This window comes from Frigoribacterium sp. NBH87 (assembly GCF_014217665.1).
Classification (GTDB): Bacteria; Actinomycetota; Actinomycetes; order Actinomycetales; family Microbacteriaceae; genus Frigoribacterium; species Frigoribacterium endophyticum.
The window spans coordinates 2,800,144-2,816,109 of the sequence record NZ_CP043650.1 but is presented as its reverse complement, the minus strand read 5'-3'; the positions used below and the strand labels follow the sequence as shown (position 1 = coordinate 2,816,109).

Annotated in this window: 18 protein-coding genes; 13 read left to right on the top strand and 5 right to left on the bottom strand. The window is 76.4% G+C overall.

Going from position 1 to position 15,966, the window contains the following annotated elements; translation table 11 throughout:
* Nucleotides 1–17: 17 nt before the first annotated feature.
* Complete coding sequence (locus F1C15_RS13150) at nt 18–1,442, bottom strand: L-serine ammonia-lyase (protein WP_056052892.1); 1,425 nt, start codon at nt 1,440–1,442, stop codon at nt 18–20.
* On the bottom strand, nt 1,439–1,996 hold the full coding sequence (locus F1C15_RS13145) for a MarR family winged helix-turn-helix transcriptional regulator (RefSeq protein ID WP_185231721.1): 558 nt from the start codon (nt 1,994–1,996) through the stop codon (nt 1,439–1,441). Before F1C15_RS13145 ends, F1C15_RS13150 begins: the two co-directional genes overlap by 4 nt.
* A gap of 91 nt (nt 1,997–2,087) precedes the next feature.
* On the opposite strand from F1C15_RS13145, the gene F1C15_RS13140 reads away from it, so the two are divergent.
* The gene (locus F1C15_RS13140; RefSeq protein WP_185231719.1) at nt 2,088–4,238 is read left to right on the top strand and encodes an MMPL family transporter; all 2,151 of its coding nucleotides are present in this window, start codon (nt 2,088–2,090) and stop codon (nt 4,236–4,238) included.
* Here F1C15_RS13140 and F1C15_RS13135 read toward each other — a convergent pair.
* Both F1C15_RS13135 and F1C15_RS13130 read right to left on the bottom strand, forming a co-directional pair.
* Nucleotides 4,163–4,783 carry a thermonuclease family protein gene (locus tag F1C15_RS13135; protein ID WP_185231717.1) on the bottom strand — a complete coding sequence of 207 codons (621 nt, stop codon included), beginning with the start codon at nt 4,781–4,783 and terminating at the stop codon, nt 4,163–4,165. The two genes, F1C15_RS13140 and F1C15_RS13135, sit on opposite strands and share 76 nt — an antisense overlap.
* The gene (locus tag F1C15_RS13130) at nt 4,780–6,168 is read right to left on the bottom strand and encodes an MFS transporter (RefSeq protein WP_185231716.1); all 1,389 of its coding nucleotides are present in this window, start codon (nt 6,166–6,168) and stop codon (nt 4,780–4,782) included. The genes F1C15_RS13135 and F1C15_RS13130 overlap by 4 nt, the downstream gene beginning before the upstream one ends.
* 150 nt (nt 6,169–6,318) lie before the next feature.
* On the opposite strand from F1C15_RS13130, the gene F1C15_RS13125 reads away from it, so the two are divergent.
* The 4 genes from F1C15_RS13125 to F1C15_RS13115 all read left to right on the top strand — a co-directional run bounded on the left by F1C15_RS13125 (nt 6,319) and on the right by F1C15_RS13115 (nt 10,307).
* The gene (locus tag F1C15_RS13125) at nt 6,319–6,456 is read left to right on the top strand and encodes a hypothetical protein (RefSeq protein WP_185231714.1); all 138 of its coding nucleotides are present in this window, start codon (nt 6,319–6,321) and stop codon (nt 6,454–6,456) included.
* A gap of 179 nt (nt 6,457–6,635) precedes the next feature.
* The gene (locus tag F1C15_RS16240; RefSeq protein ID WP_255354133.1) at nt 6,636–6,764 is read left to right on the top strand and encodes a hypothetical protein; all 129 of its coding nucleotides are present in this window, start codon (nt 6,636–6,638) and stop codon (nt 6,762–6,764) included.
* Nucleotides 6,761–8,845, top strand: coding sequence for a carboxypeptidase-like regulatory domain-containing protein (locus tag F1C15_RS13120; RefSeq protein ID WP_185231712.1), 2,085 nt, complete (start codon nt 6,761–6,763; stop codon nt 8,843–8,845). The genes F1C15_RS16240 and F1C15_RS13120 overlap by 4 nt, the downstream gene beginning before the upstream one ends.
* A gap of 250 nt (nt 8,846–9,095) precedes the next feature.
* A complete protein-coding gene (locus tag F1C15_RS13115; RefSeq protein WP_185231710.1) occupies nt 9,096–10,307 on the top strand; it encodes an alcohol dehydrogenase catalytic domain-containing protein in 1,212 nt (403 codons plus the stop codon).
* Nucleotides 10,308–10,377: 70 nt separating this feature from the next.
* On the opposite strand, the gene F1C15_RS13110 is transcribed toward F1C15_RS13115, so the two are convergent.
* Complete coding sequence (locus F1C15_RS13110) at nt 10,378–10,830, bottom strand: VOC family protein (protein WP_185231709.1); 453 nt, start codon at nt 10,828–10,830, stop codon at nt 10,378–10,380.
* A 152-nt stretch (nt 10,831–10,982) separates the two neighbouring features.
* Here F1C15_RS13110 and F1C15_RS13105 point away from each other — a divergent pair, with 152 nt between their 5' ends.
* From F1C15_RS13105 to F1C15_RS16230, 8 genes are all read left to right on the top strand, one after another.
* The gene (locus F1C15_RS13105; protein WP_185231707.1) at nt 10,983–11,969 is read left to right on the top strand and encodes an aldo/keto reductase; all 987 of its coding nucleotides are present in this window, start codon (nt 10,983–10,985) and stop codon (nt 11,967–11,969) included.
* A gap of 158 nt (nt 11,970–12,127) precedes the next feature.
* Complete coding sequence (locus F1C15_RS13100) at nt 12,128–12,406, top strand: acylphosphatase (protein ID WP_056052869.1); 279 nt, start codon at nt 12,128–12,130, stop codon at nt 12,404–12,406.
* Between the two features lie 263 nt (nt 12,407–12,669).
* The gene (locus F1C15_RS13095; RefSeq protein ID WP_255465267.1) at nt 12,670–13,275 is read left to right on the top strand and encodes a methylated-DNA--[protein]-cysteine S-methyltransferase; all 606 of its coding nucleotides are present in this window, start codon (nt 12,670–12,672) and stop codon (nt 13,273–13,275) included.
* Between the two features lies 1 nt (nt 13,276).
* Nucleotides 13,277–13,813: an RNA polymerase sigma factor gene (locus F1C15_RS13090; protein ID WP_185231706.1), complete on the top strand. Its 537-nt coding sequence runs from the start codon at nt 13,277–13,279 to the stop codon at nt 13,811–13,813.
* The gene (locus F1C15_RS13085) at nt 13,810–14,394 is read left to right on the top strand and encodes a methylated-DNA--[protein]-cysteine S-methyltransferase (RefSeq protein ID WP_185231704.1); all 585 of its coding nucleotides are present in this window, start codon (nt 13,810–13,812) and stop codon (nt 14,392–14,394) included. Before F1C15_RS13090 ends, F1C15_RS13085 begins: the two co-directional genes overlap by 4 nt.
* Nucleotides 14,391–14,990, top strand: a complete 600-nt coding sequence (locus tag F1C15_RS13080; protein WP_185231702.1) for a DNA-3-methyladenine glycosylase I — start codon at nt 14,391–14,393, stop codon at nt 14,988–14,990. The genes F1C15_RS13085 and F1C15_RS13080 overlap by 4 nt, the downstream gene beginning before the upstream one ends.
* The gene (locus F1C15_RS16235) at nt 14,987–15,631 is read left to right on the top strand and encodes an AlkA N-terminal domain-containing protein (RefSeq protein ID WP_255465266.1); all 645 of its coding nucleotides are present in this window, start codon (nt 14,987–14,989) and stop codon (nt 15,629–15,631) included. Before F1C15_RS13080 ends, F1C15_RS16235 begins: the two co-directional genes overlap by 4 nt.
* Entirely contained in the window at nt 15,628–15,948 is a 321-nt protein-coding gene (locus F1C15_RS16230; RefSeq protein ID WP_255465264.1) for a hypothetical protein, read from the top strand. The genes F1C15_RS16235 and F1C15_RS16230 overlap by 4 nt, the downstream gene beginning before the upstream one ends.
* Nucleotides 15,949–15,966 lie beyond the last annotated feature (18 nt).

The window sequence follows — 15,966 nt, the reverse complement described above, 5'->3', positions numbered from 1 at the left end:
GCGGCCCGCCCCAGCGCTCAGCACTCGACGACGTTGACGGCGAGCCCGGCGCGGCTGGTCTCCTTGTAGCTGTCGGCCATGTCGCGCCCGGTCTGGCGCATCGTCTCGATCACGGTGTCGAGGCTGACCACGTGGCTGCCGTCGCCGAGCAGCGCCATCCGCGTCGCGGCGACCGCCGTGCCCGCCGCGATGGCGTTGCGCTCGATGCACGGCACCTGCACGAATCCCCCGACCGGGTCGCAGGTGAGGCCGAGGTGGTGCTCCATCGCGATCTCGGCCGCGTTCTCGACCTGACGGGGCGTTCCGCCGAGCACGGCGGTGAGCGCCCCCGCCGCCATCGAGGCGGCCGAGCCGACCTCGCCCTGGCAGCCGGCCTCGGCACCGGAGATCGAGGCGTTGCGCTTGTAGAGCGACCCGATCGCGGCGGCCGTGAGCAGGTAGCCGCGCTCGAGCTCGTCGCGCGTCACCCCGTGGAACCGCATCGCGTAGTACCCGACGGCGGGGATGATGCCCGCGGCCCCGTTGGTCGGCGCGGTGACGACGCGGCCGCCCCCGGCGTTCTCCTCGTTCACGGCCATCGCGTAGGCCTGCAGCCACTGCGCCGGCAGGTCGGAGGTGAGCAACGAGGAGGCGCGGCCCTGGTCGACCGCGGAGCCCCCGATCGCGAAGGCGGTCGCCCGCTCCTCCTGCGCCCGCAGCATCTCGGCGATCTGGCGGGCCCGTCGCGGCACCTTCATCCAGCCCGGCAGCACCCCGGAGGCGGCGAGGCCGGCGTCGACGCAGGCCTCCATCGCGGCCCAGCGGGCGGCGAGGCCCGCGGCGGCCGCGGCCTCGCCGTGCACCGCGACCTCGTTGCGCCAGGCCAGCTCGGCGATGCCGACGCCCTCGGCGTCGCAGAGCCGGAGCAGGTCGTCGGCGTCGACGAAGGCGAACGGGGCCTCGGCGGCGGGCACGACGTGCTCGTCGTCGCCGTCGCGGACGACGAACCCGCCGCCGGTCGAGAACCAGACCTCCCGCGCGAGGGTCGCGCCGTCGGCGTCGCGGGCCTCGAGGCTCATCGCGTTGGGGTGCCGCGGCATGCGGGTCAGGGGCGCCATGCGGAGGTCGTTCGGCGCGAAGGCGACCTGGTGCCGGCCGAGCAGCCGGAGGCCGCCTCCCTGCTCGACGGAGCGCTGCATCGACGAGACCACCAGCGGGTCGCAGGTCTCGGGCTCCATGCCCGCGAGGCCCGCGAGCACCGCCGAGGGGGTGCCGTGCCCGAGGCCGGTCGCGGCGAGCGAGCCGTAGAGGACGACCTCCACCCGGGCGACGTCGTCGAGCAGGCCCGCGGCGTCGACCCCGTCGAGGAAGAGGCGGGCGGCCCGCATCGGCCCGACGGTGTGCGAGCTCGAGGGCCCGATGCCGACCGAGAACAGGTCCAGGGCCGAGACGTGGTCGGTCATGGTGCCTCCGGGGCGGGGGTCGAGGTCGGATCGGGGTCGGGCCGCCCGACGGTGCGGGCGTGCTCGCCCATCGCCGCCGCCATCTCGCCGAGGAACCTCCGGACGGTCTGCAGCTCGGCGTCGTCGTAGCCCGCCATCACGCGGTCGCTCAGCGCGCCGAGGGGCCCGAAGAAACGGCCGGCGACGGCGCGGGCCGCCTCGTCGTAGCGCACGATGACCCGGCGCCGGTCGACCTCGTCGCGCGTGCGGTGCACGTGGCCCGCGCGCTCGAGGCGGTCGATGACGCCCGTGGCGGCGCCGGACGTCACGCCGAGGACGTCGCCGAGGCGGCCCGACGTGACCGGGTCGCCCCGCTGCTCCGCCTGCATGACGTGCAGCAGCGCCTCCAGGTCGATGTGGCCGAGCCCCTGCTGCGCCGCGAACGCCTGGGCGACCCGCTGCGACTCGGTGGTGAGCCGCTGCATGGCCGTGACGACGTCGCGGCGGGCCCCGGCGCGGGCGGGCGCGCCCGGCGCGTCTCGCACGTCGGGGTGAGCCGGGTCTGGGTCGGTCATCGCGCCTCCTGTGCACTGATTCTCGCCGACGTCGGGTCGCCGCCGTGCAATACTCTCAGCAACTAAGACTTCCACCAACTGAAGGACACTCGTGCGCGCACTCGCCCGCCTCGTCAGCGGCCACCGGTCGGCCTGGGCCGTCCTCGGCGGCACCCTCGTCGCCGTCGCCCTGCTCTTCGCCCTCCTGCCCTCCGGCGGCGACGACGCATTCCCGCCCTCCGGGCTCCCCGACGACAGCCAGGCGGCGGAGGTGACCGCCCTGCTCGACGAGTTCCCGTCGTCCGACACGACCGTCGGCATCGTGGTCTGGAGCCGAGGAGGCGCCGCCCTCTCCGACGCGGACGTCGCGTCGGTCTCCGCCCGCGCCGAGGCCCTCGCGGCCCTGTCGACCACCCCGCAGGCCGTCCGCCCGCAGGTCAGCGACGACGGCGCCGCGGCGCTCGTCGCCGTGCCGCTCGCCGCCGCCGACGTCGACGCCGACCTGTCGGGCGTGGCCGGAGAGCTGCGCGCCGCCGCCTCGGAGGGGCTGCCCGACGACCTCTCGGCGTACCTGACCGGGCCCGTCGGCTTCCAGGACGACGTCTCGAACTCGTTCGCGGGGGCGGACTTCCGCCTCCTGCTCGTCACCGTGGTCGTCGTCGCCGTGCTGCTGATCGTCACCTACCGCAGCCCCGTGCTGTGGATCGTGCCGCTCGCCGTCGTCGGCGTCGCCGACGGCCTCGCGGGTCGGGTCGTGGCGGCCCTGGCCGAGCCGCTCGGGGTGACCGTCGACGCCTCGATCTCGGGGATCCTCTCGGTGCTCGTCTTCGGCGCGGGCACGAACTACGCGCTCCTGCTGGTCGCCCGCTACCGCGAGGAGCTGCTGCGCGACGACGACCGGCACCGGGCGATGCGCACCGCCGTGATGAGCGCCGGGCCCGCGATCGCGGCGAGCGGCGGCACGGTCGCGCTCAGCCTCGCCACCCTCGTGCTCGCCTCCCTCGCGGGCAACCGCGCCCTCGGCGTGGCCTGTGCCCTGGGCGTCGTGGTCGCGGTCGTCTTCGCCCTCGTCGTGCTGCCGGCCGCCCTCGTGGTCTGCGGTCGCGGGCTGTTCTGGCCCTTCGTGCCCCGCGCCTCCGCCCCCGGCTCCCCCGGCGCCGACGAGCCCCACCACCACGCGGCACGGAAGCAGGGCGCCTGGGAGCGCCTCGGCCGGGGCGTGCAGCGCCGACCGGTGGTCGTGAGCGTCGCCGCGGTCGCCGGGCTCGGAGTGCTCTGCCTGGGCCTCGGCGGCTACGCGGTCGGCCTCTCGCAGACCGACCAGCTGCTCGGCGACCCCGACTCGGTCACCGCCCAGCGCATCGTCGACGACTCGTTCTCGGCCGGACTCACCAGCCAGACGACGGTGCTCGTGCCCTCCGCCGCGGCCGCCGACGCCGTGGCCGTGGCCGAGGGCGTCGACGGCGTCGACTCCGCGACCGTCGGCGAGGCGGCCTCCGGGCTGACCCGCGTCGACGTCCAGCTCGCGGCCGAGCCGGAGAGCGACGACGCGTTCGTCGTGGTCCAGGCGCTCCGCGACGCCTACGCCGGGGCCGGAGGCGCGGTGTCGGACGCCCTCGTCGGCGGCAGCGACGCGACGGCCTACGACGAGCGCACCGCCGCGCAGGCCGACCTCCGCCTGATCGCCCCGATCATCCTCGCCGTCGTCTTCGCCGTCCTGGCGCTGCTGCTCCGGTCGCTGATCGCCCCGGTGCTGCTCATCGCGTCGGTGCTCGCCACCTTCGCGGCGAGCCTGGGCGCGTCGACCTGGCTGTTCCAGCACGTGCTCGGGTTCCCGGCCCTCGACACGGCGGTGACCCTGTACGCCTTCCTCTTCCTCGTGGCGCTCGGGGTGGACTACAACATCTTCCTCACCACCCGGGCGAGGGAGGAACGGGAGCGGCACGGCACCCGCGAGGGCATGGTGCGCGCGTTGGCCTCGACGGGCGCCGTCATCACCAGCGCCGGCGTGCTGCTCGCGGCCGTGTTCGCCGTGCTCGGCGTGCTGCCGGTCGTCGCCCTCACGCAGGTCGGCGTCGTCGTCTGCATCGGCGTGCTGCTCGACACCCTCGTCGTGCGGACCGTGCTGGTGCCGGCCCTGGTCTTCCTCACCGGCGACGCGTTCTGGTGGCCGAGCCGGCGCCGCGGTCAGCCGCAGGCGGACCAGAGGCCGACGCCCGAGCCCTCGGCCGTGGCCTCGGCGGCGACGAAGGCGTCGCGGTAGCGGTACGGGTCGTCGTAGGTGTCCTCACGGCCGTACCCCTGGGCGACGAGGTCGTGGTTGAGCATGACCCCGGCGGGCGTCCAGACGTAGCGCAGCAGGCGGTCGTACCGGTCGGCGTCGCCCTGCGAGGGGTCGGCCTCGAGCCAGACGGCCGACCCCGCCGGCAGGCTCGTGGTCGTGAAGGCGCTCGCCTCGGGGCCGAAGCAGTCGACCGGGGCGTCGGGCTGCACGGTCTCGGGGGTGTCGACGCCGATGAGGCGGACCCGCTCCCGGGCACCGCCGTCGGCGAGCACGACGATCACGGTGTCGCCGTCGACCACGCGCTCGACGGTGGCCTGGGCGGCGCCCTCGGGGACGGCGGCGGGCACCGCGACCGAGGGGGACGAGCCGGCGCCCGGGCCCGAGCCGGCGCCCGGGCCCGACCCGTCGCGCGGGCCGTCGAGGAGCTGCGGGAACGCCACCACGACCACGGCGGCCACGACGACGACCACGACGCCGAGCAGCGACGACCGACGACGGCGCCCCCGCGCGCGACCGCCGCTCACTCGGCGAGCCTCGTGCCGCGCAGCTCGGGCAGGGCGAGGGCCGCGGCGGCCGCGACGAGGAACACCGCGCCGAAGACGACGAAGAGCAGGGGCGCCCCGCCGAGCACGAGCAGCGGCGGCACCGACAGGGGCGCGACGATCGAGGCGATGCGCCCGACCCCGGCGGCCCAGCCCGACCCCGTGCCGCGCAGCCGCGTCGGGTAGAGCTCGGGGGTGACCGCGTACAGGGCGCCCCACGCCCCGAGGTTCGCGAACGACAGGGCCGCGCCCGAGACCACGATGTGCGTCGCGCTCCCGCTGACGACGCCCGCCCCGAACGCGGCGGCGGCCACCGCGGAGCCGAGCAGGAAGACCGCCAGGGTGGCCCGACGGCCCCAGCGCTCGATCAGCCAGGCCGAGACGGCGTAGCCGGGCAGCTGCGCCAGCGTGATGAGCAGCGTGTACTCGAACGACTTGACGAGCGGGAAGCCCGCCTCGACGAGCAGGGTCGGCAGCCAGACGAAGGCGCCGTAGTACGAGAAGTTCGTGGCCGACCAGACGAGCCACAGGGCGACCGTCCGCCGGCGGAGCCCGTCGCGCAGGAGGGCGGAGACGGAGGCGCGGCGGGAGCCGGACCCGACCCGCGCCTCCTCGAGGGCCGTCGCCCTGGCCGCCGCGGCCGCGACGTCGGCCGGGTCGGGGGCGGGCACCCCGGCGGCCCGCTCGAAGGCCCGGACGGTGCGCTCGGCCTCGTCGTGCCGCCCCCGCGACTCGAGGTACCGCACCGACTCGGGCATGCGCAGCCGCACGAACACGGCGTACGCCGCCGGGAGGGCCCCGATCAGCAGCGCCCAGCGCCAGCCGTCGTCGCTGGTCGGCACCACCAGGTAGCCGACCAGCGCCGCCGCGATCGAGCCGACCGCCCAGAACGCCTCGAGCAGCACGACGACGCGGCCGCGGATGCGACGCGGCGAGAACTCGGAGACGAGCGTCGAGGCCACCGGCAGCTCGGAGCCGAGGCCCAGCCCCACGACGAAGCGCAGCACGAGCAGCGCCCCGACCGACCAGCTGAGCGCGGAGACGCCGGTCGCCAGGCCGTAGACGAGGAGGGTGAGGGCGAAGACGGTCTTGCGCCCGAGGCGGTCGGAGAGCGTGCCGCCGAGGGCCGCGCCGATCGCCATGCCGGCGAAGCCGGCCGAGGCGACGAACGCCAGGGCGCCGCGGTCGGAGCTCCAGACGACGGCCAGCTGGGCGATCACGAACGAGACGAGGCCGACGTCGAGGGCGTCGAGGGCCCAGCCGACGCCGCTGCCGACGAGCAGCCGGCCGTGCTTGCGGGTGAAGGGCAGCTCGTCCAGGCGCTCGGTGCGCGTGGGCGGTGCCTGCGTGGCGACGTCGTCGGTCATGGTGCCTCTCGGGCGCTGTCGGGTGGGGCGTCCTCGACACGCCCTGCCGTGCGCCAGCCGTGAACATCGACGAGGGTAGCGAGTCTCGGGGCGCCGCACCGTAGGCTCCGGCGCACCGGTCCATCGTGGACGGGCGACGGAGGCACCACCATGGCAGAGAAATCGGCGAAGAAGTCCACCAAGACGACCGCGACGCGGTCGCTCAAGGAGAAGCGGGCCGACAAGAAGGACAAGCGCGGCACCGCCTCCCACTCGGAGGACGCCGTCTCGAACGTCAAGAAGCGCTAGCTCCCTCCGAGCCCCGCGTCAGCGGCAGCGGCAGCGTCACGGCACCGTCAGCCCCCGTCACCCCGGGAGGCGGCGGTGCCGTTCTCGTCACCGGTCACCGGTCCGTCGGTGACAGACGCTCAGCTCGCGGCTAGCCTCGGGGGACGGGCCCACCAGGAGGCCCGGTCGAGGGGACCACCATGACCACGTCCGACGCCACGCCCGCTCCCACGCCCGCCCCGAAGCCCGGGCCCGGCCCGCGGCCCGTCCCGGCCGCCTCGGCCGCGGCGACCACGGCGCCCGCTCCGACCACCGCGGCCGCCGCGTGAGGGCCGCGCTCCGCCGCGGCGCCGCGGCCGGCACCGTCGCCGTCGTCGCGCTGGGGCTCGCCCTCGCGGGGGCGACCACCGCCTCCGCCGCCCAGGCCGGCGCCTGGGGCAGCTTCACGCTCAGCGGGAGCGCTCGCGAGTGGTCCGGCACGATGTCGCTGCCCGGCGGCTTCCCCGAGACGACCTTCACCTCGACCTCGCGCCAGGCCACGGTGCCGAGCGGCTCGAGCACCTGGCAGGCCGCCTCCACCGCGCCCGGCGAGCGCTACGGGTCGAGCCGGGGCCTGCCCTACCTCAACCTGCGGCCGCAGCTCGACCGGCCCGTCGCCTCCGCCGCCTCGGTCACCACCTACACGTTCGGCTCCGCCACCCCGTCGGCCGGCTGGTCGTTCGTCCTCGGCGACGTCGACGCCGACCAGGTCACCGTGACCGCGACCGACCCGGCCGGAGCGGCCGTGCCCGCCTCGGCCCTGGGCTTCGGCTCGGCCTACAACTACTGCCGCGTCGCCGGCGGCCCCTCGTGCGACGCGGCCGGCCTCGGCGACGTGCCCCGCTGGGACTCCTCGACCGGGGTGCTGCTCGGCAACGCCGACGCCCTCGACACCGAGGGCGCCGCGGCCTGGTTCAGCCCGACCGTGCCGCTCGGCTCCCTGACGCTGACCTTCCAGCAGCGCTCGGGCTTCCCGGTCTTCCAGACCTGGTTCGCGACGCGCACCCAGTCGCTGACCGGCACCGTGACCGAGGGAGGCGCGGCCTTCCCGGCAGCGGCCGTCACCGTCCGCGACGCCTCCGGCACCGTCGTCGCGGAGACCACCACGAACGCCCGCGGCGAGTACGTCGTGCCGGCCCTCACCGCCGCGCCGGGCTGGCGCGTCACCGTCGAGCCGCCGGCGGGGACCCCCGCCGCGGAGGACGTCGTCGTCGACCTGACGGCCGCCGACGGGGTCGCCGACGTCGCCTTCCCGACCGCGCCCGCGCCCGCGCCGACATCGGTCGCGGTCACCGCCACGATCGTCGACACCGAGGGAACGCCCGTGCCCGACCTGCCGCTGAGGCTCGTCGAGCGCGCCTCGGGCGCCACGGTGGCCGAGGTGACCACGGCCGACGACGGCACGGCGACCGTCGCCGACCTCGCCCCGACGACGTCGTACGAGCTCTTCCGCGCCGACACGGGCGAGTCGCTCGGCACGCTCGTGCCCAACAGCGGCGGCGTGCTGCCGGTCGGCTTCTTCCGGCCGGTGCCCGCGCCGGCCCCCGAGCCCACCGTCGACGTGAGCGGCACGATCGCCGGCCCCGACGGAGCGCCCGCCGCGGGCGCCACGCTCGACGTGGTGCTCGTGCCGGCCGACGGCGGCCAGCCCACCGAGACCGTCGCGACCGTCGAGACCGACGCCGCGGGCGGCTTCGAGGTCGACGGGCTGCTGCCCGAGACCGACTACGTCATCGTCGTCGACGAGCAGGCGGAGGCGGCGGTCCCGTTCACGACCCCGGCTGCCGGCGCCCCCGCGACGCCGCTCGTGCTCGAGGTGCCCGCACCCGAGTCGGTCAGCGTCGACGGCACGGTCGTCGACCAGGACGGCGAGCCCGTCGCCGACGCGCCGGTCGCGGTGCTGCCCGCCACCGGCGACGCCCCGGTGGCCCAGACCACGACCGACGCCGACGGGCGCTTCGTCGTCGACGGCCTCGACCCCGGCACCGACTACCGCCTCGTCGTCGACGGCGACGTCGCCGGAGCGGTGCCCTTCACGACCGGCTTCGCGGACACCGGGCTCGGCACGGTCGCCGTGACCGTCGTCGTGCCCGACCCGACGCCCGGCCCCACTCCCGGCCCGACGCCCGAGCCCTCCCCCGGCCCCCCGGCCGGACCGGCGCCGACGGCGAGCGCGGCCCCCGTGGCCCCCGGCACGACCCCGACGGTCCGTCCCGCCGGGCGGCCCGGCGACCTCGCCTTCACCGGTGCCGACGCGGCCTGGCCGCTCGGCCTCGGGGCCGCGCTGTTGGTCGCGGGCCTCGGCCTCGTGACGGGCCGAGCCGTGCTGCGGCGCCGGCAGCAGGCCGTCGTGAGCGGGTCGGAGGACTGACACCGCGCCTCCCGCGCCCCTCGGCCCCGCCGCCGGTCACCCGACCGGCGACGGGGCCGCCGTGCTGTCCGGGCCGCCGCGCTGACCGGGCCGCCGTGCTGACCGGGCCGTACCCCGTTCACGGAGCAGACTCGGCGGGTGGCGGGTCGACGCCCGGCCTACCGTCGGGCGGGCGCGCGGCTCGGCCGTGCGCGCCCGCGGGCCAGCCCGCCCGCGGACCCGCAGACCCGCAGACACCAGGAGGAACCCCGTGAAGGCAGTCGTCTGGCACGGCGTCGGAGACATCCGTCTCGACGACGTCGAGCAGCCCACCATCACCGACCCGAACGACGCGATCGTGCGCGTCACCCGCAGCGCGATCTGCGGCACCGACCTGCACTTCGTGCGCGGCACGATGGCGCCGATGGTCGAGGGCACGATCCTCGGCCACGAGGCCGTCGGCGTCGTCACCGAGGTCGGCGACGCCGTGCGCGGCTTCAGCCCGGGCGACCGGGTGATCATCGACAGCACGGTCTCGTGCGGCGCCTGCCGCCACTGCCGCGAGGGCCACACCGCGCAGTGCGACGTCGCGAACCCGAACGGCCCCGACGCGGGCACGAGCTTCTTCGGCGGGCCCGCCTCGACCGGCCCAGTGGACGGGCTGCAGGCCGAGTACGTGCGGGTGCCGTGGGCGCGCAACACCCTGCACCCGCTGCCCGACACGGTCAGCGACGACCAGGCGATCCTGCTCAGCGACATCTACCCCACCGGGTGGTTCGGGGCCGAGCTCGCCGGCGTCCGCCGCGGCGACACCGTGGCCGTGCTCGGCGCCGGCGTCGTCGGCCAGTTCGCGATCGCGTCGGCATTCCAGCAGGGCGCCGCCCGCGTGATCGCGGTCGACCACCTCGAGGACCGCCTCGCCCAGGCCCTCGCCCAGAACGCGGAGGTCGTCGACTTCAGCCGGGAGGACCCGGTCGCGGTCGTCAAGGAGCTCACGAACGGCATCGGCGTCGACGCCGTCATCGACGCGGTCGGCGTCGACGCGCAGCACGCCGCGCACGGCCCGGCCGCCCCCGACGCCGAGCAGGCCGCCGCCTTCGAGGCGGAGGTCGCGCAGGTCGCGCCCGACGCCGCCCCGCAGGGCGACCAGTGGGTGCCGGGCAACGCGCCGTCGCAGGCTGCCCGCTGGGCCGTCGAGATGGTCGCCAAGTACGGCCGCATCGGCATCATCGGCGTCTACGCGCCCACGGTCGAGACGTACCCGATCGGTGCCGCGATGCTCAAGAACCTCACGGTGCGGATGGGCAACTGCGACCACCACTCCGTCACGCCGCCGCTCATCGAGCGCGTCGCCGCGGGGCTGTTCGACCCGACCGCGCTGATCACCGAGCGCGAGCCGGTGACCGACGCGATCGCGGCGTACGAGGCGTTCGACCGGCGCGAGCCGGGGTGGCTCAAGGTCGAGCTGACGACGGGCCCGTAGCCGGGCCGCGACGCGGGGCCTGCGGGAGGCGCGGTGCGGGCGGGGCCGGCACCGCGCCTTCCCCGGGTGGTCAGGCGACCGTCGTGCCCGCGCGCATCTCGTCGACGCTGAGCTCCGGGGCCCCGCCCGCCGCCGCGGCCGGGTCCATCCAGACGAAGTCCCAGTGGTGGCCGTCGAGGTCGTCGAAGCTCTTCGAGTACATGAAGCCGTGGTCCTGCTCGCCGGCCGGCGTCGCCCCCGCGGCGAGGGCGGCGGCGTGCACCGCGTCGACCTCCTCCTTGCTCTCGGCGCTGAGGGCGAGCTGCACCTCGGTCGAGGTGGTGGCGTCGATGATCGTCTTCCGGGTGAACTCCGCGAAGAACGCCCTCGTGAGCAGCATCGCGGTGATCGTGTCGCTGATCACGACGCTGACGGCGTTCTCGTCGCTGAACCCCTCGTTGATCGAGTACCCCAGGGCCTCGTAGAAGGTGCGCGACCGGGCGACGTCGTCGACGGCCAGGTTGACGAAGATCATGGTGGGCATCGGTGCGCCGCCTCTCTGCGGGGCGCCGGCGGCCCGTCGCCGCCGGTCGTCTCCCGCATGATGGCGAGGCGCCGCCGACCGTGTCAAGACCCGTCGGCGCGGGGTGTCCCCCTCCCAGCGGGCACCCCGACAGCGGGTGTTGCGTGGTCTGCATGAAGCACACGACACTCGGCAGCGTCGACGGCGGACTCGACGTGGGCCGCCTCGGCCTCGGCCTGATGGGCATGTCCGCGTTCTACACCGGCAGCGGCACCGACGACGACGAGTCGGTGCGGGTGATCCACGCCGCGCTCGACCACGGCGTGACCCTGCTCGACACCGCCGACATGTACGGCCCGCACACGAACGAGCAGCTGCTGGGGCGCGCCCTGCGCGGCCGACGCGACGGCGTCGTCGTCGCGACCAAGTTCGGCAACGTCACCGACCCCGAGGCGCGGGGGGAGCGCGCGGTCGACGGTCGGCCCGAGTACGTGCGCCGCTCGATCGACGGCTCGCTGCAGCGGCTCGGGCTCGACCACGTCGACCTCTACTACCAGCACCGCGTCGACCCGCAGGTGCCGATCGAGGAGACGGTCGGCGCCATGGCCGAGCTCGTCACGGCGGGCAAGGTCCGCCACCTCGGCCTGTCCGAGGCGGCTCCCGAGACGATCCGCCGGGCCCACGCCACCCACCCGATCACCGCCCTGCAGACCGAGTGGTCGCTCTGGAGCCGCGATCCCGAGGCCGAGATCGTGCCGCTCGTGCGCGAGCTCGGCATCGGCTTCGTGCCGTACTCGCCGCTCGGCCGCGGGTTCCTCACCGGTGCCCTGCGCTCGGTCGACGAGCTCGCCGACGACGACTTCCGCCGCTTCGCGCCGCGGTTCAGCGGGGACGCCTTGCAGGCGAACATCCGCATCGTCGAGCAGGTCGACGCCGTGGCCCGCGAGGTCGGGGCGACGCCCGGCCAGGTCGCGCTGGCCTGGCTGCTCGCCAAGGGCGAGGGCGTCGTGCCGATCCCCGGCACGAAGCGCCGCACGTACCTCGACGAGAACGTCGCCGCCGACGACGTCGTGCTCACGGCCGCGCAGGTCGAGCAGCTCGACGCGGTCGCCGCGCCCCAGGGCGACCGGTACGCGGACATGTCGACGGTCGACCGCTAGCGCGGACGGCCCACGGCGGGCGGGTGCGAGCCGGGCGGGCGTCGACGACGGACCGCCGGGGTCGCACCCGCCCGCCGTCGTGACGGGGCAGTGCGACCTGAGCAGGGCGGCCGGGGCAGGGCGGGCCCGAGCGCGGGAGGCGCGGGTACGGTCGCAGCATGGACGACGTGATCAGACGGCGCGCGGTGGTCCGCGGCCTCGTGCAGGGCGTGGGCTTCCGTTTCTCGACCGAGGGCGAGGCCGACCGCCTCGGCGTCGCCGGGTTCGTGCGCAACCTGCCCGACGGCACCGTCGAGACGGAGGCCGAGGGCACGCCGGAGGCGGTCGGCCAGCTGCTGGAGTGGCTCACGGAGGGCCCGCAGGGCTCCCGCGTCGACGGGGTCGACGTGAGCGAGCTGTCGCCGCTCGGCGAGGGCGGCTTCGAGACGCGGCACTGAACGGCAGCGTCGGCGAGCGGCGGGCGGCGGGCGGCACCGTCGGCGAGGGCCCGCGTGCCGGGACCCGGCCCGGGAGCTCGCACGCACCCGACAGCGTGGAGTCCCCGGACCGGGCTGCACCCGAGGGTGCACCAGCTTGTCTACCAGGTCGGTCGGTGCGCGCGCTCACGGGTCGGGGGACGAACTCACGACGACCACCTCACACCCGGCCCCTCTCGCGCGTCTCCAGCGTGGGTAGCATCGGCAGAGGCGAGGAGACGACCGTGACGGAGACCGGCAGCGCACGCGGAGCGGGCACCACGGGCACCACGGGTAAGGGCACGGAGGACGCAGGCCCGACCGCGGCCCCCGACGCGACGGTCGTGCACACCACCACGAGCACGCCCGTGGGCCTGCTGACCGTCGCGGGGGGCGTCGACGGGCTCGTGGGCCTGTGGTTCGAGGGCCACCGGCGCGGGCCGACCCGCGACTCCCTGGGCCCGCGCTCCGACGTCGGCACCGGCGCGAGCGACTTCGGCGAGGTGGCCCGGCAGCTCGGGCAGTACTTCGCCGGCGAGCGGACGGCCTTCGACCTGCCGCTCGCGCCGCGCGGCGACGACTTCCGCCAGCGGGTCTGGGCGGCCCTCCGCACGATCCCCCACGGCCAGACCCGCACCTACGGCCAGCTCGCCGTCGGCCTCGGCGGGGTCGGGCTGGCCCGGGCCGTCGGGGCCGCGAACGCGCTGAACCCGCTGAGCATCGTCGTGCCGTGCCACCGGGTGGTCGGCGCCGGCGGGGCCCTCACCGGCTACGCGGGCGGGCTGGAGCGCAAGAGGTTCCTGCTGGCCCTCGAGGAGCCCGCCGAGCGGCGCGAGAGCCGGCTGTTCTGACGTGGGCCCGTTCGACCGCGCCGTCGAGCAGCACGGGGTCACCGTGCTGCGCGTCTGCCGCGCCCTGCTGCCGCCGGCCGACGCCGACGACGCCTGGTCGGAGACCTTCCTCGCCGCGCTCGTCGCCTGGCCCGGGCTGCCGCCGGGGACGAACGTCGAGGCCTGGCTCGTGACCGTCGCGCGCCGCAAGGCCCTCGACGTGCTGCGCGGGCAGGCCCGCCGAGCGCTCCCGGTCGAGACGCTGCCCGAGCCGCCCGCGCCCCGGCCCTTCGACGAGGTGCTCGCCCGCGACGACGAGCTGCGGGAGGCCGTCCGCGGGCTGCCGCACCGCCAGCGCGTCGCCGTCGTCGGCCACCACCTCGCCGGGCTCAGCCACCGCGAGGTCGCGGAGGCCACCGGGGTCAGCCACGACGCCGCCCGTCGGGCGGCGAGCGACGGGGTCGCCGCGCTCCGGACGGCGCTGGTGCCCCCGCCCCCGCCCCCGCCCCCGGCGCTCCCGCCCGCACCCCGCCGTCGTCGACCCGGAGGACCCTCGTGACCGACCCGACCACCGCCGAGCAGGTCGACCTCGCCGTGCTGCGCGCCCGGCTCGCGGTCAGCGCGGCCGACTCCGGCGTGCTCGACGTGGCCTGGACCACCCTCGACTCCCCCGTCGGCCGCCTCCTGCTCGCCGCGACGGAGGTCGGCCTCGTGCGGGTCGCCTTCGAGGTCGAGGGGCACGACGCCGTGCTCGACCGACTCGCCACGACGGTCAGCCCGCGCGTGCTGCGGGCCCCGGCCCGGCTCGACGCGGCCGCTCGCCAGCTCGACGAGTACTTCGCCGGCCGCCGTCGCGCCTTCGACCTGCCGCTCGACCGGCGGCTCTCGCGGGCGTTCCAGCTCGCCGTGCTCGAGCACCTGCCCGAGATCCCCTACGGTCGGACGGCGAGCTACGCCGCCGTCGCCGCGGCGGCGGGCAGCCCCCGCGCCGTGCGGGCCGTCGGCACGGCCTGCGCGACCAACCCGCTGCCGCTCGTCGTGCCGTGCCACCGCGTGGTGCGGAGCGACGGCACGGCCGGCCGCTACCGCGGCGGCCCCGAGGCCAAGGCCCTGCTGATCGACCTGGAGGCGACACCGTGAGCGACGTGGTGATCGGCGACGACGGGCTCGCCCGCCCCGCCTGGGCGGCCGTCGACCCCCTGATGCGGGAGTACTACGACACCGAGTGGGGCATGCCCGTCCGCGACGAGCGGGGGCTCTTCGAGCGGCTGAGCCTCGAGGCGTTCCAGTCGGGGCTGTCGTGGGCGACCATCCTGCGCAAGCGGCCCGCCTTCCGGGCGGCGTTCCGCGACTTCGACCCCGACGTCGTGGCCGCGTTCGACGACGACGACCGGGCACGGCTGCTGGCCGACGCGGGCATCGTCCGCAACCGGCTCAAGGTCGACGCGACCGTCGCCAACGCCCGCGCCACCGTCGCCCTGCGCGACGCAGGCGGGCTCGTGGACTTCGTCTGGTCGTTCCGGCCCGCCGAGACGCCCCGCCCGGCCACGGCGGCCGAGGTGCCGACGACCTCGCCGGAGAGCGTCGCCCTCTCGCGCGCCCTGAAGTCCGTGGGCTTCCGGTTCGTGGGCCCGACCACCATGCACGCCCTGATGGAGGCGACGGGCATCGTCGACACCCACCTCGTCGACAGCCACCGGCGCGGGTCGTCCGGGGTGTGGGCGGCGACGCCGTGAGGGCCGGGGGCACGGCCCCGGGGGGCTCCGCGGGCGAGCCGACCCGCGACTCCCGCGCCCGCCGCCTGTCGCTCGCCGTCGAGGGCGACTACGACCCGGCCCACGCCGTCGGCCTGCTCGCCGCGCACAGCGTGCCGGGCGCCGAGCTGACCGACGTGGCGGCCTCGACCCACTCCCGGGTCGTCGACCTCGGCGGGGCCGGGGTCGACGGGGCCGCTCGGCTCGGCCGGCTCGACGTGCACTTCGGCCCCGACGTCGTCGAGGTCGACGTCGTGCCCGCCGACGGCGTCGACCTCGGCCCGGCCGACCTCGACCGCGCCGGGGCGCTGGCCCGGCGCTGGCTCGACCTCGACGGCGACACGGGCGCGGTGCAGGCCGCGCTCGGCGCCGACCCGGTGCTCGGCCCGCTCGTGCGCGCCCGGCCGGGCATCCGCGTCACGGGCAGCCCCGACGGCTTCGAGACGGCGGTGATGACCGTGCTCGGGCAGCAGGTCTCGCTCGCCGCGGCCCGGACCTTCACCGGTCGGCTCGTCGCCGCGCACGGCGTCGACGTGCCCGGCACGGGCCTCCGGCGCTTCCCGCGCGCGCGGAGGCGCTGGCCGCCGTCGACGTCGACGAGCTGCGCGCCGCGGTCGGCGTGACCAACGCCCGGGCGCGCACGCTCTCGGCCCTGGCGACGGTCGTCACCGACGGCCTCGTGATCTCGCCCGACGTCGACCTCGCCGACGCCCGACGACGGCTGCTCGCCGTGCCGGGCATCGGGCCGTGGACGGTCGAGTACCTCGCCGTGCGCGCCCTCGCCGACCGCGACGCGTGGCCGGCCGGCGACCTCGTGCTGCGGCGGGTGCTCGGCGGGGCGACCACGAAGGAGGCGGAGGCGGCCTCGGCCCCGTGGTCGCCCTTCCGCGCCTACGCCCTGTTCCACCTCTGGGCCGCGGTGCTGCCGACCGCGCCCTGAGCGGGGCCGGCAGCACCC